This window comes from Pseudomonas sp. R3-18-08 (assembly GCF_003852065.1).
Taxonomy (GTDB): domain Bacteria; phylum Pseudomonadota; class Gammaproteobacteria; order Pseudomonadales; family Pseudomonadaceae; genus Aquipseudomonas.
In genome coordinates this window covers 955,233-978,442 of the sequence record NZ_CP027729.1, presented here as the reverse complement: position 1 = coordinate 978,442, position 23,210 = coordinate 955,233, and the positions used below count along the sequence as shown (strand labels likewise).

The window sequence follows — 23,210 nt, the reverse complement described above, 5'->3', positions numbered from 1 at the left end:
ACCGGATGGCGAAGGGCCAAGCGGCCCTTCGGCAAACGTGCAGCCTTTTGTTGGGATTTTTCCTACGCCAAACGTTTGCAATAGCTTGAACGAGTTACACACCCAATAGCCGGTTCACCTAAAAAGACCGGCATAAAAAAGAGAACCAAAGGAGCTTCACCCATGAAACTGAGCAGCAAAGCGCTTCTGGCCTTGGCCATCAGCAGCATCACGGCCACCGCCTACGCTGAAACGCAGAGCCAGGACTTCGTTCCTACCACCCTGGCCGGCACCAGCGCGCAAAGCGAAGCCAAAGGCTTTATCGAAGATTTCAGCCTGGGCGGTACCACGCGTAACTGGTACTCCCATGAAAGCAAATACCGTGGGGGCACCTTCGCCTACCAGAAGCATGGCCAAACCCTGACCGACCGTAACCGTACCAACTGGGTACAGGGCACCATCCTCAACGCCAGCTCGGGTTTCACCCAGGGCACTGTTGGCGTCAAGACCGAAGTGGCGGTGTACAACGCGCTGGTGCTGGACCGCAGCAAGCGTGACATCAAAGGCGGCTCCAACCGCACCCTGGCCGACTCCAACGGCGACGCCGTAGACCAGTGGAGCAAGCTGGGTCTGGCCAACGTGCAGTTCCGCGTGTCCAACACTACCTTGACCGCCGGTCGCCAGAACTTCAGCAGCGGCATCGTCGATACCATCGGCAACCGTGCGCTGCCTTCCAGCTTCCAGGGTGTGAGCTTCAACAGCGAAGAGTTCAGCAACCTGTCGTTCCAGGGCGGTGTTTTCGATCGCGTGTCACCGCGTAGCGAACAAAGCCTGTCGAAATTCCGCAGCGAATACGGCAATGGCGCAGAAACCGACAAAGTCTCCACCCTGGGTGTGAACTACCAGCCGCTGAAAAGCCTGAAGACCAGCTTCTTCGCCGCCAACGTGAAGGACTTCTGGAACCAGTACTACTTCGGTGCTACCCACGAATTGGGCGACGCCAAGCAACTGGGCCTGACCACCGGTTTCAACTACTACAAGACGGTCGATGAAGGCAAAAAAGAGATGGGGGAAATCGACAACGATACCTTCTCCCTGTCCCTGGGCCTGACTCACCAGGCACACAGCCTGACCTTCGCTTACCAGCAAGTGAACGGTAACGAGTACTTCGACTACCTGCACGAAACCAACGGCATCTACCTGGCCAACTCCCTGACCTCGGACTTCAACGGCCCGAACGAGAAGTCCTTCCAGATCGCCTACGCCATCAACATGGCCGAATACGGCGTGCCAGGCCTGAAGTTCAACGCCTACTCGGCGCGCGGCTGGGACATCGACGGCACCCACTACACCGGCAACAACGGCCGGGCCAAGTTCGCCTACGACGGCATCCAGTCCCAGGACGGCGAGAAGCACCAGGAATACGGTGTAGGCGCCTCTTATGCCCTGCAGAGCGGCCCACTCAAAGCCACTACCGTGCGCGCAACCTATGTTGAGCACCGTGGCAGCGAGTTCCAGTCCGACGGCAGCATCAAAGAGTTCCGTCTGGTCACCACCATTCCGTTCAACATTCTTTAATTAGCGCCAGGCAGGCGGCGGGCTCAGGACGAGCCCGCCGCCTACGCGTTTCTGGCTCCATCGATTGCAGAGGGCTCTGAATGAAAATGCTCCCGTTACAAGCTGCCATGGCCGCTGCGCTGCTGAGCGTGGCGATCGGCGTTTCGGCCAAACCGCTGGTGGTCTGCACCGAAGCCAGCCCGGAAGGTTTTGACCCGGTCCTGTACACCACCGCCGTGACCGCTGACGCCGCTGCGGAAACCATGTTCAACCGCCTGGTGGATTTCAAGCCCGGCACCACCGAAGTCGTTCCAGCGCTGGCCAAAGACCTGCCCGAGATCAGCGCCGATGGCCTGACCTACACCTTTCACCTGCGTGACGACATCAAGTTCCACACCACCGACTATTTCAAACCCACGCGCAACCTGAACGCCGACGACGTGCTTTGGAGTTTCCAGCGTCAGCTGGACCCGAATCACCCTTGGCATAAAAAGTCCCTCGTGGGCTACCCGTATTTCGAAAGCATGGGCTTCAAGGAACTGCTCAAGAGCGTAGAGAAGACCGATGACCACACCGTCGTCTTTACCCTGACCCGTCCTGAAGCACCCTTCCTGGCCGACCTGGGCATGGCATTCTCTTCAATCCATTCGAAGGAATACGCCGACCAGTTGCTCAAATCCGGCAAGACCGAAGACCTCAACGCCAAGCCTATCGGCACTGGCCCGTTCATCTTCACCCGGTATCAGAAAGACGCCCAGGCGCGCTTCAAGGCCAACCCCGACTACTTCCGTGGCAAACCGGCAGTCGACCCGCTGATCCTGGCGATCAGCACCGATAACAACGTGCGCCTGCAGAAGCTCAAGGCCAATGAATGTCAGATCGCGCTGTTCCCCAAGCCGGATGACATTCCAAGCATCAAGAAAGACCCGAACCTGAAAGTCGATGAACTGGCGGCGATGACCACCAGTTACACCGCGTTGAACACGACCCACAAATACATGAGCGATGCGCGGGTGCGTCACGCGATCAACATCGCGTTCGACAAGGCCGGCTATACCGAAGCCCTGTTCGGCAAAGGCAATGCGGTGGTGGGCACCGGTCCTTATCCGCCGACCTTGCTGGGTTTCAGCGACAAACTGAAGAACCCGCCTCGCGATCTGGACAAGGCCCGCGCCCTGCTCAAGGAAGCCGGCGTGCCGGAAGGCACCGAATTCACCCTGTTCACGCGTAACGGCGGCGGCCCGACCAACCCCAACCCGATGCTCGGCGCCCAACGCATGCAGGCGGATCTGGCGCAGATTGGCCTGAAGGTGAATATCAAAGTCATGGAATGGGGCGAGATGCTCAAGCGCGCTAAAAACGGCGAGCACGATATGGTTTCGGCTGGCTGGGTCGGTGATAACGGCGACCCTGACAACTTCCTGACGCCAAACCTGAGTTGCGATGCAGCGAAAAACGGCGAAAACTACGCGCGCTGGTGTAACAAAGAGTTTCAGGACTTGATCGACAAAGCGCGCGCCACCGCTGAACCCGCCCAGCGCGCCGCACTCTATGAACAAGCCCAGGACGTTTTCGACAAGGACCAACCATGGCTACCCATGGCTTATCCGAAACTGTTCACCGCCATGCGCAAGAACGTAGAAGGCTTCACCCAAAGCCCTCTGGGGACTAATAACTTCGCCACCACCCAGGTGAAGTAAATAAGAAAAACGCTCGGCGCCGTCGACCCTGACGGCGCCGAACCTGCCTAACCGGCTGATTGAGGTACACACCAAGATGTTTAGTTTTATTGCCCGCCGACTGGGGTTATTGATCCCCACGTTCTTCGGCATCACGTTGCTGACCTTTGCGTTGATTCGCATGATTCCAGGCGACCCCGTAGAAGTCATGATGGGCGAGCGGCGGGTTGACCCCGAAATGCATGCCCAGGCAATGGAGCGCCTTGGCCTTAACAAGCCGCTGTATGCGCAATATCTGGATTACGTCGGCAAGCTCGCCCAAGGCGACCTTGGCGAATCGCTGCGTACCCGCACCAGCGTGTGGACCGAGTTCACCGCACTCTTTCCGGCGACCTTGGAACTGTCCATCGCCGCCCTGTTGTTCGCCGGTATCCTGGGCCTGTTGGCCGGGGTGATCGCGGCCTTGAAACGAGGATCCCTGTTCGACCATGGGGTGATGGGCATCTCCCTGGCGGGATATTCGATGCCGATCTTCTGGTGGGGCCTGATCCTGATCATGTTCTTCTCGGTAAGCCTGGGCTGGACCCCGGTTTCCGGGCGTATCGACCTGCTCTACGACATCGAGCCGCGCACCGGCTTCATGCTCATTGATACTTTGCTGGCCGACGAGCCGGACGCGTTCTGGGACGCACTGCATCACCTGATCCTGCCGGCCATCGTGCTGGGCACCATCCCGCTGGCGGTGATTGCGCGGATGACCCGCTCGTCGATGCTCGAAGTGCTGCGCGAAGACTACATCCGTACCGCCAAGGCCAAGGGCCTGTCGCCGGCGCGCGTGGTGTTCGTACACGGTCTGCGCAACGCGCTGATCCCGGTATTGACCGTGGTCGGCCTGCAAGTCGGCACGTTGCTGGCCGGTGCGGTACTGACCGAAACCATCTTCTCGTGGCCCGGCATCGGCAAATGGCTGATCGAAGCCATTGGCGCGCGGGACTACCCGGTGGTGCAAAACGGCATTTTGTTGATCGCCTGCCTGGTGATCCTGGTGAACTTCGTGGTGGACATCCTCTACGGCTTCGCCAACCCACGCATCCGTCACCAGCGCTGAGATCATGACCATGACTACCTCTACTCCAGTGTCAGCAGTCGATCAGAGCCTGCTGTACCCGTCTCCGTACAAAGAATTCTGGCAAGCCTTCTCCAAGAACAAAGGCGCGGTTGCCGGCCTGCTGTTCATGTTGCTGATCGTGTTCTGCGCGATCTTCGCCCCTTGGGTTGCACCGCATAACCCGAGCGAGCAATACCGCGACTTCCTGCTCACCCCGCCATCATGGCTGGAAGGCGGGCAGATCCAGTTCCTGCTGGGCACCGATGAACTGGGCCGGGATTTGCTCTCGCGCCTGATCCAGGGTTCGCGCCTGTCGCTGTTGATCGGCTTGTCCTCCGTGGTGATGTCGCTGATTCCGGGCATCCTGCTCGGCCTGTTCGCCGGGTTCTTCCCGCGCCTGCTGGGCCCGACCATCATGCGCTTGATGGATATCATGCTGGCCCTGCCGTCGCTGCTGCTGGCCGTGGCGATTGTCGCCATCCTCGGCCCTGGCCTGATCAACACCGTGATCGCCATCGCCATTGTGTCGCTGCCGTCCTACGTGCGTCTGACCCGCGCCGCGGTGATGGGCGAACTGAACCGCGACTACGTGACCGCCGCGCGCCTGGCCGGTGCCGGCCTGCCCCGCCTGATGTTTATCACCGTGCTGCCCAACTGCATGGCGCCACTGATCGTGCAGGCCACCTTGAGTTTCTCGTCGGCGATCCTCGATGCCGCCGCCCTGGGCTTCCTCGGCCTTGGCGTACAACCGCCAACGCCGGAGTGGGGCACCATGCTGGCATCGGCCCGCGACTATATCGAACGCGCCTGGTGGGTCGTGAGCTTGCCGGGCTTGACCATTTTGCTCAGCGTGCTGGCAATCAACTTGATGGGTGACGGCCTGCGCGACGCGCTGGACCCGAAACTCAAGAACGCCGCCTGAGGAGATTCCCATGTCACTGTTAGAAATCAAGAATCTCAACGTTCGCTTCGGCGACGAGACCGCCGTGCCAGTGGTCGATGGCCTCGACATTACCGTCGACAAAGGCGAAGTCCTGGCCATCGTTGGCGAGTCGGGCTCGGGTAAATCCGTGACCATGATGGCGCTGATGGGCCTGATCGAGCACCCCGGCATCGTCACCGCCGATGCCCTGAACTTCGACGGCAAGGACATGCTCAAGCTGAGCAACCGCCAGCGTCGCCAGATCGTCGGCAAAGACCTGGCGATGGTGTTCCAGGACCCGATGACCGCGCTGAACCCCAGCTACACCGTGGGCTTCCAGATTGAAGAAGTGCTGCGCCTGCACCTGAAAATGTCCGGCAAGCAAGCGCGCAAGCGCGCCATCGAACTGTTGGAAAAAGTGGAGATCCCTGGCGCTTCCAGCCGTATGGATGCCTACCCGCACCAGCTGTCCGGCGGTATGAGTCAGCGCGTGGCAATCGCCATGGCGATTGCCGGCGAGCCGAAACTGCTGATCGCCGACGAACCGACCACCGCGTTGGACGTCACCATTCAAGCGCAGATCATGGACCTGCTGCTGGCCCTGCAAAAAGAGCAGAACATGGGCCTGGTGCTGATCACTCACGACCTCGCGGTGGTGGCTGAAACCGCCCAGCGCGTGTGCGTGATGTATGCCGGCCAGGCCGTTGAAGTCGGCCAGGTCCCGCAACTGTTCGACATTCCAGCGCACCCTTACAGCGAAGCGCTGCTCAAGGCGATCCCCGAGCACAGCCTGGGCGCCACACGCCTGGCCACGCTGCCGGGTATCGTGCCCGGCCGTTACGACCGTCCGCAAGGTTGCCTGCTGTCGCCGCGCTGCCCGTATGTGCGTGAGAACTGCCGTACCGAGCGCCCTGCGCTCGACCCGAAAACCAACAGCCTTGCGCGCTGCTTCTACCCCTTGAACCAGGAGGTGGCGTAATGGCCGTCGTTCTTACCGCCCGCGACCTGACCCGTCACTACGAAGTGTCCCGTGGCCTGTTCAAGGGCCACGCTACGGTGCGTGCCCTCAATGGTGTGTCTTTCGAACTGGAAGCCGGCAAGACCCTCGCCGTCGTGGGCGAGTCGGGTTGCGGCAAGTCCACCCTGGCCCGCGCCCTCACGCTGATCGAAGAGCCGTCATCCGGCTCCCTTAAAATCGCCGGCCAGGAAGTGGCCGGCGCCGACAAGGCCCAGCGCAAGCAATTGCGCAAAGACGTGCAGATGGTGTTCCAGAGCCCGTACGCCTCGTTGAACCCACGGCAGAAGGTCGGTGATCAGCTTGGCGAACCGCTGCTGATCAACACCAACCTGTCCGCCGCCGAACGCCGCGAAAAAGTGCAGGCGATGATGAAGCAAGTGGGCCTGCGCCCTGAGCATTATCAGCGCTACCCGCACATGTTCTCCGGTGGCCAGCGCCAGCGTATAGCCCTGGCCCGGGCGATGATGCTGCAGCCCAAAGTGCTGGTGGCGGATGAACCAACCTCGGCACTGGACGTGTCGATCCAGGCCCAGGTGCTCAACCTGTTCATGGACCTGCAGCAGGAATTCAACACGGCCTACGTGTTCATCTCCCACAACCTCGCGGTGGTGCAGCACGTTGCCGATGACGTGATGGTGATGTACCTCGGCCGCCCGGTGGAAGTGGGCCCCAAGGAAGACATCTACGCCCGCCCCCTGCACCCGTACACCCAGGCGCTGCTGTCGGCGACGCCGACCATCCACCCGGACCCGAACAAGCCGAAGATCAAGATCGTCGGCGAGCTGCCCAACCCGCTGAACCCGCCGTCAGGTTGCGCGTTCCACAAGCGCTGCCCGTACGCGACGGCACGCTGCAGCACCGAGGAGCCGCTGTTGCGGCCGTTGGATAATCGCCAGGTGGCTTGCCACTATGCGGAGCAGTTCGTGGCCTGACGATCGTTCCCACGCTCCGCGTGGGAATGCCGCCTAGGACGCTCCGCGTCCCGCCGTTGAGGTGACGCGGAGCGTCAGGGATGCATTCCCACGCGGAGCGTGGGAACGATCAAAGTCTGAGTTCTACAGCCCTTCCCGTCAGGTTGCGCATCAGCCGGGCGGGAGGGGCTTCTTTTTGCGCACGGCCTCTGTCTGGCTGTCGCCTTCGTCCGAATCGTCGCGGTAGTTTTCCACCCAAACAATTACAAACTTCCCACACGACTTCCACGCTCTAACTTCAAGGCAGAAAGAAAACTTCTTAAATATGTAACAGCAACTAAAAAACAAAGATAATGCGCTTCTAATTCCATAAAGCCTGATTAAGAATACCCGACTCTCATCATTAACAAACGGGCTATCTCATGACTGTCATCCGCGAAAAATGCTCTATCTCCAAATCCCTGGAAACCCTTCTTAACGACATCTATGCCGATGATGAGGTTTCAATGGCTGAATACAAGACTCTCCAAGCCGAAGCCGACCTTCGCTGGCAGAAGGTCATTGACGAATTAGGGCCAAACAATACGCTTAAATCGTTTCAGAACTCGATGGATATCTCCATGCATTTGCTGTACCTGAGTGCAGAGTATGCTGCATCGCAGGAAGTTACAGACTTGGGGGAAGCCTATGTAAAAGATGCGATGTATGCACAAGTTGAATACATCCAGGCGGGCACCCAACTGGCATTGAAACTGTTGCGAGTGGGGCAAAACCACCCGTAACTAACCGTCATTTCCTAAATACAAAAAAGGGCGAAGCCATGACAGCTTCGCCCTTTGTATGCCTCATCAGGAATCGCGGTCACCCTCAGGGGCATCAGGTTTCGCCGTCGTCGAAGGTCACACTGTCTTCCCCTTCATTGATGGGGTTTTCCGGATCCCTGACGTCTGTGGGCTGGGGCTGCGGTTTCCAACTGCCCGAGTTGACCTCGTTCTGCTTTTTCTTGGTGACCGGGCCGGTGTCTTTCCACTGGGGCGCCCCGGCGTCGGCCAACGCCGGAAAGGCCGTCACTCCCAGGATGGCCAGCAACACCAAAGGGATGACACGTTGAGCATTTCGCACGGTAGTCTCCTTTACAGTCGGTGGGTAAACGCTAGACCCGAAGCCGGGTTCTCGCCAATTCATGGCGTTATGAAGATCCAAATGCGGGAGGGGGCAAGCCCTCAATACTGTAGGAGCGAGCTTGCTCGCGAAGAACTCAGGGCCCCCGCGTTTATCCAGAATGAACGCGTTGCCTGGACGTTTTTCGCGAGCAAGCTCGCTCCTACAGTGTGCCCCCTCCCACATTTTGGCTTTGCAGCAGGCATAAAAAAGGGCGAAGCCATCACAGCTTCGCCCTGTTCTTTACCGCTCAGCCCTTAATGGTGCTCGCGAGTCGCCCGGAATTTCACATCCGGCCAGCGCTCTTCCATCAGCGCCAGGTTGACCCGTGTCGGCGCCAGGTAAGTCAGGTGACCGCCGCCGTCGATCGCCAGGTTTTCCACCGCTTTGTTGGAAAACTCTTCCAACTTCTTCTTATCGCTGCAATCGATCCAGCGCGCGGAGTACACGGTGATCGGCTCGTAGGAGCACTCGACCTTGTATTCCTCTTTCAAGCGGCTGGCCACCACATCGAACTGCAGCACACCGACGGCGCCGAGGATGATGTCGTTGCTGCGCTCGGGGAAGAACACCTGGGTGGCGCCTTCTTCGGCCAACTGTTGCAAACCCTGGCGCAGTTGCTTGGATTTCAGCGGATCGCGCAGGCGTACGCGGCGGAACAGTTCCGGGGCGAAGTGCGGGATACCGGTAAAGCCCAGCACTTCACCCTCAGTGAAGGTGTCGCCGATCTGGATGGTGCCGTGGTTGTGCAGGCCGATGATGTCGCCGGCGTAGGCTTCTTCGAGCTGTTCACGCTCGGAGGAGAAGAACGTCAGGGCGTCGCCGATGCGCACGTCCTTGCCGGTGCGCACGTGGCGCATCTTCATGCCTTTTTCGTAGCGGCCGGAGCAGATACGCATGAAGGCGATGCGGTCGCGGTGCTTGGGGTCCATGTTCGCCTGGATCTTGAACACGAAGCCGGTGAATTTTTCTTCCACCGGTTCAACGGTGCGCTCGTTGGCGACACGGGCAAGGGGCTTTGGCGCCCAGTTCACGACGGCGTCGAGGACGTGGTCGACGCCGAAGTTGCCCAGGGCGGTGCCGAAGAACACCGGGGTCAGTTGACCGTCGAGGAACTCCTGCTGGTTGAACTCATGGCAGGCGCCCTGTACCAGTTCGAGCTGGTCGACAAAGCGGTCGTACTCGTCGCCCAGGTGGGCGCGGGCTTCGTCGGAGTCGAGCTTTTCGATGATTTTCACATCGGTGCGCTCATGACCATGGCCGGCGGTGTAGACAATGATGTAGTCGTCGGCCAGGTGGTACACGCCCTTGAAGTCGCGGTAGCAACCAATCGGCCAGGTGATCGGCGCGGCCTTGATCTTCAGGACGGCTTCGATTTCATCCAGCAGCTCGATGGGGTCACGGATATCGCGGTCGAGTTTGTTGATGAAGCTGACAATCGGCGTGTCGCGCAAACGGCACACATCCATCAACGCGATGGTGCGTGGCTCGACGCCTTTACCGCCGTCGAGGACCATCAGCGCCGAGTCCACCGCAGTGAGGGTGCGGTAGGTGTCTTCGGAGAAGTCTTCGTGGCCCGGGGTGTCGAGCAGGTTGACCATGTGGTCGCGATACGGGAACTGCATGACCGACGTGGTAATGGAAATACCCCGTTGCTTCTCCATCTCCATCCAGTCGGATGTCGCATGGCGGTCGGATTTGCGGGATTTCACCGTGCCGGCCACCGCGATTGCCTTGCCCATCAGCAGGAGCTTTTCGGTGATGGTGGTTTTACCGGCATCGGGGTGGGAAATAATAGCGAAAGTGCGGCGTTTCGCGACTTCGGCGGCCTGGTGGGTCATGGGAAATCGCCTGGCAGGTGAGTCAAAAAAGGGCGGCGAGTATAGCGCAAACCCAGGGTTACAGACCACCGTTGAGCCCATTGGGGGTGGCTAAATGCTCCCAAGTGTGGAACCTTTTAAAAGGTAGAGACGTCCACTCCCCTGCTATCGCACTCGGAACAGGGGCTGAAAAATCAGCAAGTTAGCCTGACGAGGCTGCGCTCATGGCTCGATCGCATACTGCGTTGCCAGTATCGGCGAGCTGCTTTTCGCGAACTCATTCAGAGGCAGCCAGCCATGGCATTGCCACCGGAGAATGTGTTCGCCGACAAAAGAAAAAAAGGAGTCCGCCTGTGGCTATTCGCTATGGCAAAGGGCTGATAGGAGGTGCGGTTGTCGTCGCGCTCCTGGCCCTGCTGGTCCACTGGATCGGCATCAACACGATCGAACTGTACCGCGACGATTTGTTGTTTTACCTGCAAGCTCATCTGATTCTGGTTTTAGTTTCCATGCTGGCCGCCCTGATTGTGGGCCTCCCCGCCGGCATCCTGCTCAGCCGACCGAATATGGTCGGGCGTGCAGAACGCTTCATGCAGATCTTCAACATCGGCAACACCGTCCCTCCCCTGGCCGTACTGGCCATCGCCCTCGGCGTCCTCGGCATCGGCAGCGGCCCGGCGATCTTCGCGCTGTTCCTCGCCTCCCTCCTGCCCATCGTGCGCAACACGTACGAAGGCCTCAAAAACGTTCAAGGCTCGCTGAAAGAAGCCGCCACCGGCATCGGCATGACGCCACGCCAGGTGCTGTTTCGCGTGGAGTTGCCCAACGCCGTGCCGATCATCATCGGTGGCGTGCGTGTGGCCCTGGCGATCAACGTCGGCACCGCACCGCTGGCGTTCCTGATCGGCGCCAACAGCCTGGGCAGCCTGATCTTCCCCGGCATCGCCCTGAACAACCAGCCGCAACTGCTGCTCGGTGCCGCATGCACCGCACTGCTGGCATTGCTGCTCGATGGCCTGGTGACCATGGCCAGCCGCCTCTGGCTGGAACGCGGGTTGCGTCCGTCTTAAGGCTTGGCAAAGGAAATCACATGAAAAAACTGACCTTGATATTGAGCTGCGTCCTGCTGTTTGCAGGTTTTGCGCAAGCCGCTGAAAAACCGGTAATCCGCATCGGCGCACGGGTGTTCACCGAACAGACCCTGCTCGCCGAAATCACCTCCCAGTACCTGCGCACCAAGGGCTACGACGCCCGCGTGACCGGCGGCCTGGGCAGTAACCTGGCGCGCAGCGCCCAGGAAAGCGGGCAGCTGGACCTGATCTGGGAATACACCGGCGTGTCGCTGGTGGCGTACAACCACATCGACGAGAAACTCGACAGCGCACAGTCCTACGCTCGCGTGAAGGAACTCGACGCGAAAAAAGGCCTGGTCTGGCTCTCGCCGTCGCGCTTCAGCAACACCTACGCCCTGGCGTTGCCGGAGAAAGTCGCCAAGGAACATCCCGAAATCAACAGCATCAGTGACCTCACCCGCGCCATGGCCGCAGACACCCGGGAACACCGCCTGGTCGCCCTGGACACCGAGTTCGCCAACCGCTCCGACGGCCTGGCCGGCATGGTCAAGCTGTACGACATGAACCTAACGCGCAAAAACACCCGGCAGATGGACGCAGGCCTGGTCTACACCGCGTTGCGCAATGGCCAGGTGTTTGCCGGTCTGGTCTACACCACCGACGGTCGCCTGAATGCCTTCAAACTCAAGCTGCTGGAAGACGACAAGCACTACTTCCCGGACTACACCGCCGCCCCGGTGATCCGCCAGGAATACCTCGACCAGCACCCGCAACTGGCGGCCGAGCTCAAGCCACTGGCCGCTCTGTTCGATGACGCAACCATGCGCCAGCTGAATGCGCGGGTCGACGTCGATCATGAAAGCCCGTCCGCTGTTGCCGCAGATTTCCTGCGCCAGCATCCGATCAATCAATAAGAGGAAAAGACATGGAATTTCTCAACGCCTTTTCCCATCTTGATTGGGCCCAAGTCCTGCAACTGACCTGGCAGCACATCACCCTGGTCGGCGTCGCGGTTGTCCTCGCGATCTTGATCGGCGTGCCCCTGGGCATCCTGATGACGCGCTTCCCGACCCTGGCCGGGCCGCTGCAGGCCAGCGCCACGGTGCTGCTGACCGTACCGTCCATCGCGCTGTTCGGCCTGCTGCTGCCGTTCTACTCCAAGTTCGGCCAGGGCCTGGGGCCGATGCCGGCGATCACCGCCGTGTTCCTCTACTCCCTGTTGCCAATTATGCGTAACACCTACCTGGCGCTCACCGGTGTCGAACCGGGCATTCGCGAGGCCGCCAAAGGCATCGGCATGACCTTCGCCCAGCGCCTGCGCATGGTCGAACTGCCGATTGCCGTGCCGGTGATCCTCGCCGGTGTGCGCACCGCCGTGGTGATGAACATCGGCGTGATGACCATCGCCGCCACCATCGGTGCCGGCGGTCTGGGTGTACTTATTCTGGCTTCCATCAGCCGCAGCGACATGTCGATGCTGATCGTCGGCGCCGTGCTGGTCAGTCTCCTGGCCATCTTCGCCGACCTGCTCTTGCAATGGCTGCAACGCTCGCTGACTCCAAAAGGATTGCTCAAATGATCGAACTTCAAAACCTGTCCAAGACTTTTCAAAGCAACGGCAAGACTGTCACCGCCGTCAACGATGTAAGCCTGACCGTCAACGAAGGCGAAATTTGTGTGTTCCTCGGCCCTTCGGGCTGTGGCAAGAGCACCACGCTGAAAATGATCAACCGCCTGATCAAGCCCACCTCGGGCAAGATCCTGATCAACGGCGAAGACACCACCGACCTCGATGAAGTGACCCTGCGGCGCAATATCGGCTACGTGATCCAGCAGATCGGCCTGTTCCCGAACATGACCATCGAAGAAAACATCGTGGTGGTGCCCAAGCTGCTCGGCTGGGACAAACAGAAATGCCACGACCGCGCCCGCGAACTGATGAGCATGATCAAGCTGGAGCCCAAGCAGTACCTGCACCGCTATCCGCGTGAATTGTCGGGCGGGCAGCAACAGCGCATCGGCGTTATCCGCGCCCTGGCGGCGGATGCACCGTTGTTGCTGATGGATGAACCGTTCGGCGCGGTCGACCCGATCAACCGCGAGATGATCCAGAACGAGTTCTTCGAGATGCAACGCGCGCTGAACAAGACCGTGATCATGGTCAGCCACGACATCGACGAGGCCATCAAGCTGGGGGACAAGATTGCGATCTTCCGCGCCGGCAAGCTGTTGCAGATCGACCATCCCGATACGCTGCTGGCGCACCCGGCGGACGAGTTCGTGAGCAATTTCGTCGGCCAGGACAGCACCCTCAAGCGCCTGCTGCTGGTGAAGGCCGAAGATGCAGCGGACAACGCGCCGTCGGTGAGCCCGGAAACGCCGGTGGCCGACGCACTGGAGCTGATGGACGAGCACGACCGCCGCTATGTGGTGGTCACCTGCGCCGAGAATAAGGCGCTGGGCTATGTACGCCGTCGCGACCTGCACCGTCAGACCGGTACCTGCGGCCAGTACCTGCGCGAATTCAACGCCACCGCCGCGTATGACGAGCACTTGCGCATCCTGCTGTCGCGGATGTACGAGTTCAACCGTTCGTGGTTGCCGGTGATGGATGCCGAGCGGGTGTTCCTGGGCGAGGTGACGCAGGAGTCGATTGCCGAATACCTGAGTTCCGGTAAGTCGCGCGGGGGCAAGACCAGCATTGTTTCGCCTGCTGAGACCGCACTGGCCTGACCTGGCACAACACAGTTAAAAATGTGGGAGGGGGCTTGCTCCCGATAGCAGTGTTTCAGTGACTGGTGATGTGACTGACCCACCGCCATCGGGAGCAAGCCCCCTCCCACATTTTGCTCTCTGGTGTGTCAGGGAAATACCGTGGATTTAACCCATCCGGGGAACATCAATCCGTCACACCGGTCGGTTACATAGTAGCTGCACGGGGTCGCGCGACGAACGCGTGCAAAAACGCGACATTTTTAGTTGATCCCACGCCCATCAAGCCCTAAAGTTCGCGCCGAACGTCCATGCTGGAAACGATCCATCCGGCTCAAGTACTGACGACGAGACAGCAAGGCCAAGGGAAGCGTATCCCATGGCCTTTTTGCTTTCGGCGACATGCCTTGGGAAGTAGGCGAACCAAAGTGGGGATACGGAGGACGTTCAGTTGCACCCATTGATTACTACAGTTTGCCCTTAGGAGTTCCCAGCATGTCGATCAACGTCGAAGACTATTTCGCGCGCGCCACGTTTGACAAAATGAAGGCGTTCGCCGACAAGCAAGAAACCCCGTTCGTGGTGATCGACACCGCGATGATCAGCCAGGCCTACGATGACCTGCGCGCCGGTTTCGAATTCGCCAAGGTGTATTACGCGGTCAAGGCCAACCCGGCTGTCGAGATCATCGACCTGTTGAAAGACAAGGGTTCGAGCTTCGATATCGCGTCGATCTACGAGCTGGACAAGGTCATGGACCGCGGCGTCAGCGCCGACCGTATCAGCTACGGCAACACCATCAAGAAGTCCAAGGACATCCGCTACTTCTATGAGAAAGGCGTGCGCCTGTTCTCCACCGACTCCGAAGCCGACCTGCGCAACATCGCCAAGGCCGCGCCGGGCTCGAAAGTCTATGTGCGTATCCTCACCGAAGGCTCGACCACGGCTGACTGGCCGTTGTCGCGCAAGTTCGGCTGCCAGACCGACATGGCCATGGACCTGCTGATCCTCGCCCGCGACCTGGGCCTGGTGCCTTACGGCATCTCGTTCCACGTCGGCTCGCAGCAGCGCGACATCAGCGTATGGGATGCGGCGATCGCCAAGGTCAAAGTGATCTTCGAACGCTTGAAGGAAGAAGACGGCATTCATCTGAAGCTGATCAACATGGGCGGCGGCTTCCCGGCCAACTACATCACGCGCACCAACAGCCTGGAAACCTACGCCGAGGAAATCATCCGTTTCCTCAAGGAAGACTTTGGTGATGAGCTGCCGGAAATCATCCTCGAGCCCGGCCGCTCGTTGATCGCCAACGCCGGCATCCTGGTCAGCGAAGTGGTGCTGGTGGCGCGTAAATCGCGCACCGCTGTCGAGCGTTGGGTGTACACGGACGTGGGCAAATTCTCCGGCCTGATCGAAACCATGGACGAAGCCATCAAGTTCCCGATCTGGACCGAGAAGAAAGGCGAGATGGAAGAAGTGGTCATCGCCGGCCCGACCTGCGACAGCGCCGACATCATGTACGAAAACTACAAGTACGGCCTGCCGCTGAACCTGGCCATTGGTGACCGCATGTACTGGCTGTCGACCGGTGCCTATACCACCAGCTACAGCGCAGTTGAGTTCAATGGGTTTCCACCGTTGAAGTCGTTTTACGTGTAAGCACGCTGCGTATAAAAAACCCATGACGTGTCATGGGTTTTTTTATGGCTGTCAGGTGGAGTTTCGCGCATTGCGTCAGGCAGATAGCTCACGCAGCGCTGCCGTCGCCAGAAAACCTGACCGCGACGCATACCGATGATCCTTCAGCACCCGCTCGTCAATGCGCAACAGCAACTGTTCCGGCAAGGAAGCGTTGAAACGGACTGACTTGCCCAGATAAGGCGTGAGATCAAAGTCGACTATCGCCCATACACCGCCGACAAAATCCGGATTATCCAAATGTGCATCGACCTCCAGCGCCTGGGGGAGCGCTTCCTGATCGGCAACCAATCCTTCCAGATGCAGCGCTATCGCCTCACGCACATTGTCCAGCGCTTCGGAAAAAGATCCTCCGGCCGAGAAACATCCCGGAATATCCGGAACCGTCACGCTGTAATCCGAATCAGCATCTTTATGGACTACCACGGGAAATTTCATTGTTCCTCCTCTGAATGAGCGCCTGGGAACTCATTCAACTCATCAATCGGGGCCATCATTTCAGGCCTGCCGATCTGAAAATACTATGCAGAGTGCCCTTTGCAAGTTCTGACTTGGGATGAGGGACCGTCACCCGCCCTCGCTTCACTGGATGTTTGAATTGGTGATGACTACCCTTCACCGCCACCTCAAACCAACCGTCCGCTACCAGTAGCTCAATCACCTCTCGACTTCTCATCGCCTCACCCTGGTGTGTATATTACACACGCCAGTCAGCAATGCGCTTTTTTATACACACGAGTCACACCAATGAAAAAGCCCGCTTAACCTTCAAGCGGGCGTATGTGACGGGATGATGACGATGTGCGAGCTATTTTCGCCACCGATCAAGTGTCAGTTTTTGTGCCCCGGTCTGGCTCAGATGAGCTAAGAGAGATCGGCAGCCCGGTGCCGAAAGGCTTCAGCCATCGCGCGAATCTGTGGATGGTTGGCCGCTGCCAGCGTCTGGTGTGCTATCCGCAAGAACTTGAGATTCCCGCCTGCCAGCGCCTTGTGCAACCACTCCAGTGCCGCTTCGATTCGGCCACTATCCGCCAACACCGCCGCATAACTGAACTGCCCACGAAAATCCCCGGCTTCGGCTGAACGCCGGTACCACTCAACGGCCGTTTCAAAATCCCTCGGGCAATACTGTCCGTCTTCCAGATAACGCCCCACCAGGTTCATCGACTTGGCATGGCCCTGCTCTGCCGCCTGGCGATAAAGCATCAGCGCTTGGGCCTGATCTCGCACAACGCCACGGCCGGTCGCCAATAGGTTGGCATAGTTGTACTGCCCCCAATCCAACCCGGCCTCTGCTGCCAACCGGTATTCACGCGCAGCCGCCGCCTCATCCACCGTGCAACCCCAACCATGCTCCAGACACCGCCCAATCATATTGCGCGCCATCAAATGCCCGCCCTGGGCGGCAATCCGGAACCAGCGCAACGCCAGTGCTTCATCCCGTGCGATGCCACGCCCTTCCAGCAGGATTTGCCCGAGCAAGGCCTGGGCATCGACCACGCCTTCCCTGGCCGCGATCAGGATCGCCTGGGCCGCGCGCACCGGGGAATCATCGAGCATCGATTGCAACTGCTCGACGTTGAGCACTTCCTGGCGACGCAATAAAAAGCCCATCTCAGACCTCGACCCAGCGACGCAGCAGGTTGTGATAGGTGCCGGTGAGCTGGATCAGCGCCGGGTGATCGGGCACGTCGCAGCTCAGTTGCTGGATGGCGCCGTCCATTTCGAACAGCAGGGTGCGCTGGCTGTCTTCGCGCACCAGGCTCTGGGTCCAGAAAAACGAGGCGTAGCGCGCGCCGCGTGTCACCGCGTTGACCTTGTGCAGGCTGGAGCCGGGGTACAGCACCATATCGCCGGCGGGAAGCTTGACGCGCTGCAGGCCGAAGGTGTCCTGGATTTCCAGTTCGCCGCCGTCGTATTCGTCGGGGTCGCTGAAGAACAGCGTGGACGACAGATCGGTGCGCACGCGCTCGTGGCTGCCTTTGGGTTGGCGCACGGCGTTGTCGATATGGAAGTCGAAACTGCCACCGGCGGTGTAACAGTTGAGCAACGGCGGAAACACCTTGTGCGGTAACGCCGCTGACATAAACAGCGGGTTGCTCCACAAGCGTTCCAGCATCGCCGCGCCGATTTCCTTGGCCAACGGGTGGCCTTCGGGCAATTGCAGGTTGTGCTTGGCCTTGGCGGATTGATGGCCGGCGGTGACTTTGCCGTCGGCCCATTCGGCCGCTTCCAGAGCTTGGCGAATGCGCTGCACTTCCTCGCGCGAGAACAGGCCGGGAATATGCAGCAACATGGGGCAATACCTGCGATCAGAGGGGTGCCAATGGTATTGATTCTTATCCTCTGTGTAAAACGTCGAGACGAACGAGACTGTAAAAACCGTAAGCAAAAAGTGTAAAGAATGTAAATTAGATGCGAATAGCAATGTATCGCAATTGATAGAAAGTCTTGTTAGCCCTATATTCCGCGACCTCACATCCTTGGGGAAAGGACACGTCATGTCGCGCATCACACCAACAACCACCGCCAGTTCACCACGCATGCTGGCTTCGGCCATCGGCGTAGCCCTCAGCGCCAGCTCTGCTGCCCACCTGGCACAGGCGGCTGAGAACACCGAACAACAAGGCGAGCGCAACCCTATCTCCCTCGGCGCCACCAACATTACCGGTCAGGAGCAGGTCACCCCTTCCTATCAGGTAGAAAAAGCCGCTTCGCAGAAATACACCGCACCGCTGGTAGACACACCGCGCTCGGTCACCGTCGTCCCGCAGCAAGTGCTCAAAGACACCGCCGCCACTTCGCTGCAGGACGCCCTGCGCACGGTACCGGGGATTACCTTCGGCGCCGGTGAAGGCGGCAACCCCCAGGGCGACCGTCCGTTCATCCGTGGTTTCGACGCCCAAGGCGACACCTACCTGGACGGCGTGCGCGATACCGGCGGCCAGAGCCGGGAGATCTTCGACATTGAATCGATCGAAGTCAGCAAGGGCCCCAACTCGTCCTTCGGCGGTCGCGGCTCAGCCGGTGGCAGCCTCAACCTGGTGAGCAAAACCCCACAAGCGCGGGACTTCACCAACGGCGGCTTCACCTACGGTTCCGACCAGACCCGCCGCTACGTGCTCGACGTGAACCGCCAGTTCCTCGACGACAGCGCGGCATTTCGCCTGAACCTGATGAGCCATGAACAAAACGTGGCCGGTCGCGACGCGATCAATTACGACCGCTGGGGTGTGGCGCCTTCGCTGACCTTTGGCCTGGGCACACCGACCCGCGTCAACCTCAGCTACTACCACATGGAAAGCGACGACCTGCCGGATTCGGGAATGCCGTATGGCTACGGTTCGTCGACCGCCACCGCCCACGGGCATGACAAACCCGACGACGGTGGCGACAGCAACAATTTCTATGGTTTGAAGAGCCGCGACTTCCGCAAGACCCGCGCCGACATCAGCACGTTCTCCATCGAGCATGACCTGAACGACAACATGACGCTGAAGAACACCCTGCGCCACGGCAGCACCGGCCAGGACTATGTGCTCACCCAGCCGGATGACAGCAAGCTCAACGTCAACAAGTTCGGCACTGTCTGGCGCCGGGCCAACAGCCGCGTGTCCACCACCACCACAACCACCAACCAGACCGACCTGTTCGGCAGCTTCCAGGCGCTGGGCTTCAAGAACACCTACTCCACCGGCCTGGAATTCACCGGTGAAGAAACCCGTGTCAGCGGCTACACCGTCAGCCCCAACGCCAACCCGGTGTGCACCGTGGCCAAAGGCAGCCTGGGTGGCCAGTGCACCTCGCTGAGCAACCCGAACCCGGACGATGCCTGGAACGGCAGCGTCGCGCGCAACTACAACGGCACCAACACCAAGGCCACCAGCCGCGCCGCCTACGTGTTCGACACCATCGAACTGGATCCGAAATGGCTGCTGAACGTCGGCCTGCGCTACGACACGTTCGATACCGAAGCCAACACCAACGCCACCACCGGGCGCAGCAAAATCAAGGATGACAGCCAGTTCTTCAACTGGCAGGCGGGCCTGGTGTGGAAGCCGCTGGACAATGGCAGTATCTACGCTTCCTACGCGACGTCGGCCACGCCGGCCGGTGGCCTGGTGGGTGAAGGCGCCGATGGCAACCCGCTGTCAGCCGGTGCCGCCATCAGCGACCTGCAGCCGGAAGAGACGGTCAACTACGAGCTGGGCACCAAGTGGGATTTGTTCCACGACCGCCTGTCCCTGACCGCCGCCGTGTTCCGTACCGAGAAGAAAAACACCCGCGTCCTGGTTGATGCCCTCACCTACGAGAACGCCGGCGAATCACGAGTCGACGGCGTCGAGTTGTCCGCCAGCGGCAAGCTGACCGAGCACTGGCAAGTGTTCGCCGGGTACACCTACCTGGACAGCGAACTGGTCAAGTCCGGCCTCAACGGGCGTAACGGCGTGGTGAGCGCCGGTTCCAACACCGGTAACCAGATGCCCAACACGCCGAAGAACTCGTTCAGTCTGTGGACCACCTACGACATCACGCCCAAGCTGACCGTCGGCGGCGGCGCCTTCTATGTCGACGAGGTTTACGGCGATGCGGGCAACACCGTGTACGTGCCGTCTTACACCCGCTACGACGCCATGGCCAGCTACAAGTTGACTAAAAACGTCGACCTGCAATTGAACGTGCAGAACCTGACCGACAAAACCTATTACGACAAGGCTTACGCCTCGCACTTCGCCAACCAGGCGGCCGGTCGTACGGCGTTGCTGACCACCAGCTTCCACTTCTAAGCGCAAGCGCGCCACGACTTGAGCCCCACGCATCGGATGCGTGGGGCTTTTGCATGCTAAACAGAATATTTCTCGATAAGCCACGGCATAATGCGCGCCGTGACATTCATAACCAGTTGAGCGAGGCGGTCCGACGTGTTGAAGAAAACCCTGTTCCAGTTGCACTGGTTCTTCGGCATCACTGCCGGGCTGGTGCTGGCCTTGATGGGGATCACCGGGGCTGCGTACTCCTTCCAGGATGAAATACTGCGGGCGCTGAACCCGCACGTCTTGCATGTTGAAAAACGCGAAGCCGGGGTGCTGCCGCCCGCCGAACTGGTGCGCAAACTGGAAGCCACCGAAGGCAACACCGTGGCGATGCTCTGGGTGGAACGCGACAGCGGCAATGCCGGGCGCGTGTCCTTCACCCCGCCACCGGGCGAGCGCCGGGGCCCGCTACGCTACTTCGACCCGTATACCGGCAACTACCTGGGCGACGCCGTAGGCCAGGATGTATTCGGCTTCATCCTGCAGTTGCACCGCTTCCTGGCGATAGGCGACATCGGGCGCACGATCACTGGCGCCTGCACCCTGATCCTGCTGTTCTTCTGCCTCTCCGGCCTGTACCTGCGCTGGCCGCGCCAGGTGAAGAACTGGCGTGTGTGGTTGATCCTGGACTGGCGTAAAAAGGGCCGCAGCTTCAATTGGGACCTGCACTCGGTGTTCGGCACCTGGTGCCTGCTGTTTTATCTGCTGGCGGCACTGACCGGGCTGTATTGGTCGTACGACTGGTACAACCGTGGCGTGACCCAACTGCTGTCCGACGCGCCGCAGAACGAGCGCACGCTCAAGCGCGGCCCGCCACCCGCTGGCCCTGCGCCCGTGGCCAACTATGAAGCCATCTGGAGCAGCATCTACAGCAACGCGGGGCCTGGCTTGAGCGCCTACAACATCCGTCTGCCGGCCGTCGCCGGGCAACCGGCCACCGTGTATTACCTGCTGGAAGACTCACCCCATGACCGTGCACTGAACCAGATCAACCTGGACCCGGCCACCGGCGAGGTCAAATCCCATGAGCGTTACGCCAGCAAAAGCTATAAGTCGCAGTTGTTGACCAGCGTCTATGCCCTGCACACCGGCAGCTATTGGGGCCTGGCAGGACGGATCGTGCTCACCCTGAGCGCGTTGTGCATGCCGCTGTTCTTCGTTACCGGCTGGTTGCTGTACCTAGACCGGCGCCGAAAAAAACGCCAGGTAAGGGACGCACGCAAGGGTCTTGACGCCCACTCCAGCGATGCCCCGGCCTGGTTGATCGGCTTCGCCAGCCAGAGCGGTTTCGCCGAACAATTGGCCTGGCAGACGGCCGGGCAATTGCAGGCGGCAGGTCTGCCGGTGAAGGTGCAGCCCTTGGGCACGCTTAGCCAGCACGACCTGAGCCAGTCGGAAAATGCCTTGTTCGTGGTCAGCACATTCGGCGACGGCGAAGCCCCCGACAGCGCCCGTGGCTTCGAACGCAGCGTGCTCGGCCAGGACGTGTCCCTCAAGGGCTTGAACTACTCGGTATTGGCCCTGGGTGACCGGCAGTACGAGCACTTTTGCGGCTTTGCCCGGCGCCTGCATTTCTGGCTGACCCACCAGGGCGGCAATCCGCTGTTTGCGCCGGTGGAAGTCGACAGCGGCGATACCGAGGCCTTGCTGACCTGGCAACAGCAGCTCGGCCAGCTCACCGGCCACACGCCGGCAGCGGCCTGGCAGACCGCCCAGTTCGAACACTGGACTCTGCGCCAACGCACCCTGCTCAACCCTGGCAGCGTCGGCGCGCCCGTCTACCTGCTCGGCCTCACACCGCCCTCGCCCCTCAGTTGGCAGGCCGGTGACCTGGTGGAAATCCTGCCGCGCAATAGCCCGCGAGCCGTTGAGCACTTCCTGGCAGGGCTGGGCCTGGCCGGCAGCGAGGGCGTGTTGATTGAGGGCCTGGCGCAAACGCTCAACCAGGCCCTGGCCACGCGCCAATTGCCGGATAACCGCACCCATCTGGTCGGCCTGCATGCCCAGACACTGGTCGATGCGCTGATACCGCTGGGCCTGCGTGAATACTCGATCGCCTCGATTGCCAGCGACGGTGTGCTGGAGCTGATCGTGCGCCAGGAACGCCACCCGGATGGCAGCCTGGGCCTGGGTTCCGGCTGGCTGACTGAACACGCCGCCATTGGCGCGGGCATCAGCCTGCGCCTGCGCCGCAACAGCGGCTTCCATCTGCCCGAAGCAGCGGTGCCGCTGATCCTGCTGGGCAACGGCACGGGCCTGGCCGGCTTGCGCAGCTTGCTCAAGGCGCGCATCGCCGACGGTCAGCAGCGTAACTGGCTGCTGTTCGGCGAACGCCATATCGCCCACGACTACCTGTGCCAGGCAGAACTGCAAGGCTGGCTGGCCAGTGGTGATCTGGCCCTGCTGGACCTGGCGTTCTCGCGGGACCAGGAGGAGAAAATCTACGTGCAGGATCGCCTGCGTGAATCGGCAGACGTGTTGCGCAAATGGCTGGCCGAGGGCGCAGCGATTTATGTGTGCGGCAGCTTGCAGGGGATGGCGACGGGGGTGGATCAGGCGCTGGTGGATATCCTCGGCAGTGAAACGGTGGAGCGCTTGATCGAGCAAGGCCGCTATCGCCGGGATGTGTACTGATCCCTCACAGACACTGAAGATCAAATGTGGGAGGGGGCTTGCTCCCGATGGCGGTGGACCAGCTAAAAATAGGCTGGCTGATCCATCGCTATCGGGAGCAAGCCCCCACCCACAGTTTTTACCG

20 protein-coding genes are annotated in these 23,210 nt (G+C 60.3%); 14 read left to right on the top strand and 6 right to left on the bottom strand.

The window, feature by feature from the left end; translation table 11 throughout:
- Positions 1 to 162 precede the first annotated feature (162 nt).
- The 7 genes from C4J92_RS04385 to C4J92_RS04355 all read left to right on the top strand — a co-directional run bounded on the left by C4J92_RS04385 (position 163) and on the right by C4J92_RS04355 (position 7,956).
- Positions 163 to 1,557 (top strand): OprD family outer membrane porin, encoded by a 1,395-nt coding sequence (locus C4J92_RS04385; protein ID WP_124369640.1) that lies wholly within the window; start codon positions 163 to 165, stop codon positions 1,555 to 1,557.
- Positions 1,558 to 1,637: 80 nt separating this feature from the next.
- A complete protein-coding gene (locus tag C4J92_RS04380; RefSeq protein ID WP_124403069.1) occupies positions 1,638 to 3,236 on the top strand; it encodes an ABC transporter substrate-binding protein in 1,599 nt (532 codons plus the stop codon).
- 76 nt (positions 3,237 to 3,312) lie between these two features.
- Positions 3,313 to 4,323 carry an ABC transporter permease subunit gene (locus tag C4J92_RS04375; RefSeq protein ID WP_124361271.1) on the top strand — a complete coding sequence of 337 codons (1,011 nt, stop codon included), beginning with the start codon at positions 3,313 to 3,315 and terminating at the stop codon, positions 4,321 to 4,323.
- 10 nt (positions 4,324 to 4,333) lie between these two features.
- Positions 4,334 to 5,245, top strand: coding sequence for an ABC transporter permease subunit (locus tag C4J92_RS04370; RefSeq protein WP_057724524.1), 912 nt, complete (start codon positions 4,334 to 4,336; stop codon positions 5,243 to 5,245).
- A gap of 10 nt (positions 5,246 to 5,255) precedes the next feature.
- The gene (locus tag C4J92_RS04365; RefSeq protein ID WP_124361270.1) at positions 5,256 to 6,224 is read left to right on the top strand and encodes an ABC transporter ATP-binding protein; all 969 of its coding nucleotides are present in this window, start codon (positions 5,256 to 5,258) and stop codon (positions 6,222 to 6,224) included.
- Positions 6,224 to 7,195 carry a peptide ABC transporter ATP-binding protein gene (locus tag C4J92_RS04360; protein WP_124361269.1) on the top strand — a complete coding sequence of 324 codons (972 nt, stop codon included), beginning with the start codon at positions 6,224 to 6,226 and terminating at the stop codon, positions 7,193 to 7,195. The genes C4J92_RS04365 and C4J92_RS04360 overlap by 1 nt, the downstream gene beginning before the upstream one ends.
- A 401-nt stretch (positions 7,196 to 7,596) precedes the next feature.
- The gene (locus C4J92_RS04355) at positions 7,597 to 7,956 is read left to right on the top strand and encodes a hypothetical protein (protein WP_124369639.1); all 360 of its coding nucleotides are present in this window, start codon (positions 7,597 to 7,599) and stop codon (positions 7,954 to 7,956) included.
- 94 nt (positions 7,957 to 8,050) lie between these two features.
- Here the strand turns inward: C4J92_RS04355 and C4J92_RS04350 are convergent, their stop codons facing one another.
- Positions 8,051 to 8,296 carry a hypothetical protein gene (locus C4J92_RS04350; RefSeq protein WP_124403068.1) on the bottom strand — a complete coding sequence of 82 codons (246 nt, stop codon included), beginning with the start codon at positions 8,294 to 8,296 and terminating at the stop codon, positions 8,051 to 8,053.
- A 296-nt stretch (positions 8,297 to 8,592) separates the two neighbouring features.
- Positions 8,593 to 10,176, bottom strand: coding sequence for a peptide chain release factor 3 (locus C4J92_RS04345; protein WP_110622073.1), 1,584 nt, complete (start codon positions 10,174 to 10,176; stop codon positions 8,593 to 8,595).
- 332 nt (positions 10,177 to 10,508) lie between these two features.
- Between C4J92_RS04345 and C4J92_RS04340 the strand changes: the two genes are divergently transcribed.
- From C4J92_RS04340 to C4J92_RS04320, 5 genes are all read left to right on the top strand, one after another.
- A complete protein-coding gene (locus C4J92_RS04340; protein ID WP_124365807.1) occupies positions 10,509 to 11,225 on the top strand; it encodes an ABC transporter permease in 717 nt (238 codons plus the stop codon).
- A gap of 20 nt (positions 11,226 to 11,245) precedes the next feature.
- Complete coding sequence (locus C4J92_RS04335; RefSeq protein ID WP_124403067.1) at positions 11,246 to 12,142, top strand: glycine betaine ABC transporter substrate-binding protein; 897 nt, start codon at positions 11,246 to 11,248, stop codon at positions 12,140 to 12,142.
- 11 nt (positions 12,143 to 12,153) lie between these two features.
- Positions 12,154 to 12,807: an ABC transporter permease gene (locus C4J92_RS04330; RefSeq protein WP_124361264.1), complete on the top strand. Its 654-nt coding sequence runs from the start codon at positions 12,154 to 12,156 to the stop codon at positions 12,805 to 12,807.
- Positions 12,804 to 13,961 carry a betaine/proline/choline family ABC transporter ATP-binding protein gene (locus C4J92_RS04325; RefSeq protein WP_003171711.1) on the top strand — a complete coding sequence of 386 codons (1,158 nt, stop codon included), beginning with the start codon at positions 12,804 to 12,806 and terminating at the stop codon, positions 13,959 to 13,961. The genes C4J92_RS04330 and C4J92_RS04325 overlap by 4 nt, the downstream gene beginning before the upstream one ends.
- A 474-nt stretch (positions 13,962 to 14,435) precedes the next feature.
- Positions 14,436 to 15,599, top strand: coding sequence for a type III PLP-dependent enzyme (locus tag C4J92_RS04320; protein ID WP_124361263.1), 1,164 nt, complete (start codon positions 14,436 to 14,438; stop codon positions 15,597 to 15,599).
- 75 nt (positions 15,600 to 15,674) lie between these two features.
- Here C4J92_RS04320 and C4J92_RS04315 read toward each other — a convergent pair whose 3' ends face one another.
- The 4 genes from C4J92_RS04315 to C4J92_RS04300 all read right to left on the bottom strand — a co-directional run bounded on the left by C4J92_RS04315 (position 15,675) and on the right by C4J92_RS04300 (position 17,934).
- Positions 15,675 to 16,076, bottom strand: coding sequence for a type II toxin-antitoxin system HicB family antitoxin (locus C4J92_RS04315; RefSeq protein WP_124403066.1), 402 nt, complete (start codon positions 16,074 to 16,076; stop codon positions 15,675 to 15,677).
- 55 nt (positions 16,077 to 16,131) lie between these two features.
- Entirely contained in the window at positions 16,132 to 16,314 is a 183-nt protein-coding gene (locus C4J92_RS04310) for a type II toxin-antitoxin system HicA family toxin (protein WP_124369634.1), read from the bottom strand.
- Between the two features lie 188 nt (positions 16,315 to 16,502).
- Complete coding sequence (locus C4J92_RS04305; protein WP_124403065.1) at positions 16,503 to 17,252, bottom strand: tetratricopeptide repeat protein; 750 nt, start codon at positions 17,250 to 17,252, stop codon at positions 16,503 to 16,505.
- Position 17,253: 1 nt separating this feature from the next.
- Positions 17,254 to 17,934, bottom strand: a complete 681-nt coding sequence (locus C4J92_RS04300) for a Fe2+-dependent dioxygenase (protein WP_124403064.1) — start codon at positions 17,932 to 17,934, stop codon at positions 17,254 to 17,256.
- 205 nt (positions 17,935 to 18,139) lie between these two features.
- Here C4J92_RS04300 and C4J92_RS04295 point away from each other — a divergent pair, with 205 nt between their 5' ends.
- Together C4J92_RS04295 and C4J92_RS04290 are read left to right on the top strand one after the other, a co-directional pair.
- On the top strand, positions 18,140 to 20,425 hold the full coding sequence (locus C4J92_RS04295; protein ID WP_124403063.1) for a TonB-dependent siderophore receptor: 2,286 nt from the start codon (positions 18,140 to 18,142) through the stop codon (positions 20,423 to 20,425).
- 135 nt (positions 20,426 to 20,560) lie between these two features.
- The gene (locus C4J92_RS04290) at positions 20,561 to 23,086 is read left to right on the top strand and encodes a sulfite reductase flavoprotein subunit alpha (RefSeq protein ID WP_124403062.1); all 2,526 of its coding nucleotides are present in this window, start codon (positions 20,561 to 20,563) and stop codon (positions 23,084 to 23,086) included.
- Positions 23,087 to 23,210: the final 124 nt, after the last annotated feature.

Excerpts from the sequence above, each read along its gene's own strand:
- C4J92_RS04385 (WP_124369640.1), top strand. The coding sequence starts at position 163 with ATGAAACTGAGCAGCAAAGCGCTTCTGGCCTTGGCCATCAGCAGCATC.
- C4J92_RS04380 (WP_124403069.1), top strand. The coding sequence starts at position 1,638 with ATGAAAATGCTCCCGTTACAAGCTGCCATGGCCGCTGCGCTGCTGAGC.
- C4J92_RS04375 (WP_124361271.1), top strand. The coding sequence starts at position 3,313 with ATGTTTAGTTTTATTGCCCGCCGACTGGGGTTATTGATCCCCACGTTC.
- C4J92_RS04370 (WP_057724524.1), top strand. The coding sequence starts at position 4,334 with ATGACTACCTCTACTCCAGTGTCAGCAGTCGATCAGAGCCTGCTGTAC.
- C4J92_RS04365 (WP_124361270.1), top strand. The coding sequence starts at position 5,256 with ATGTCACTGTTAGAAATCAAGAATCTCAACGTTCGCTTCGGCGACGAG.
- C4J92_RS04360 (WP_124361269.1), top strand. The coding sequence starts at position 6,224 with ATGGCCGTCGTTCTTACCGCCCGCGACCTGACCCGTCACTACGAAGTG.
- C4J92_RS04355 (WP_124369639.1), top strand. The coding sequence starts at position 7,597 with ATGACTGTCATCCGCGAAAAATGCTCTATCTCCAAATCCCTGGAAACC.
- C4J92_RS04345 (WP_110622073.1), bottom strand. The coding sequence starts at position 10,176 with ATGACCCACCAGGCCGCCGAAGTCGCGAAACGCCGCACTTTCGCTATT.
- C4J92_RS04335 (WP_124403067.1), top strand. The coding sequence starts at position 11,246 with ATGAAAAAACTGACCTTGATATTGAGCTGCGTCCTGCTGTTTGCAGGT.
- C4J92_RS04330 (WP_124361264.1), top strand. The coding sequence starts at position 12,154 with ATGGAATTTCTCAACGCCTTTTCCCATCTTGATTGGGCCCAAGTCCTG.
- C4J92_RS04325 (WP_003171711.1), top strand. The coding sequence starts at position 12,804 with ATGATCGAACTTCAAAACCTGTCCAAGACTTTTCAAAGCAACGGCAAG.
- C4J92_RS04320 (WP_124361263.1), top strand. The coding sequence starts at position 14,436 with ATGTCGATCAACGTCGAAGACTATTTCGCGCGCGCCACGTTTGACAAA.
- C4J92_RS04315 (WP_124403066.1), bottom strand. The coding sequence starts at position 16,076 with ATGAAATTTCCCGTGGTAGTCCATAAAGATGCTGATTCGGATTACAGC.
- C4J92_RS04310 (WP_124369634.1), bottom strand. The coding sequence starts at position 16,314 with ATGAGAAGTCGAGAGGTGATTGAGCTACTGGTAGCGGACGGTTGGTTT.
- C4J92_RS04305 (WP_124403065.1), bottom strand. The coding sequence starts at position 17,252 with ATGGGCTTTTTATTGCGTCGCCAGGAAGTGCTCAACGTCGAGCAGTTG.
- C4J92_RS04300 (WP_124403064.1), bottom strand. The coding sequence starts at position 17,934 with ATGTTGCTGCATATTCCCGGCCTGTTCTCGCGCGAGGAAGTGCAGCGC.
- C4J92_RS04295 (WP_124403063.1), top strand. The coding sequence starts at position 18,140 with ATGTCGCGCATCACACCAACAACCACCGCCAGTTCACCACGCATGCTG.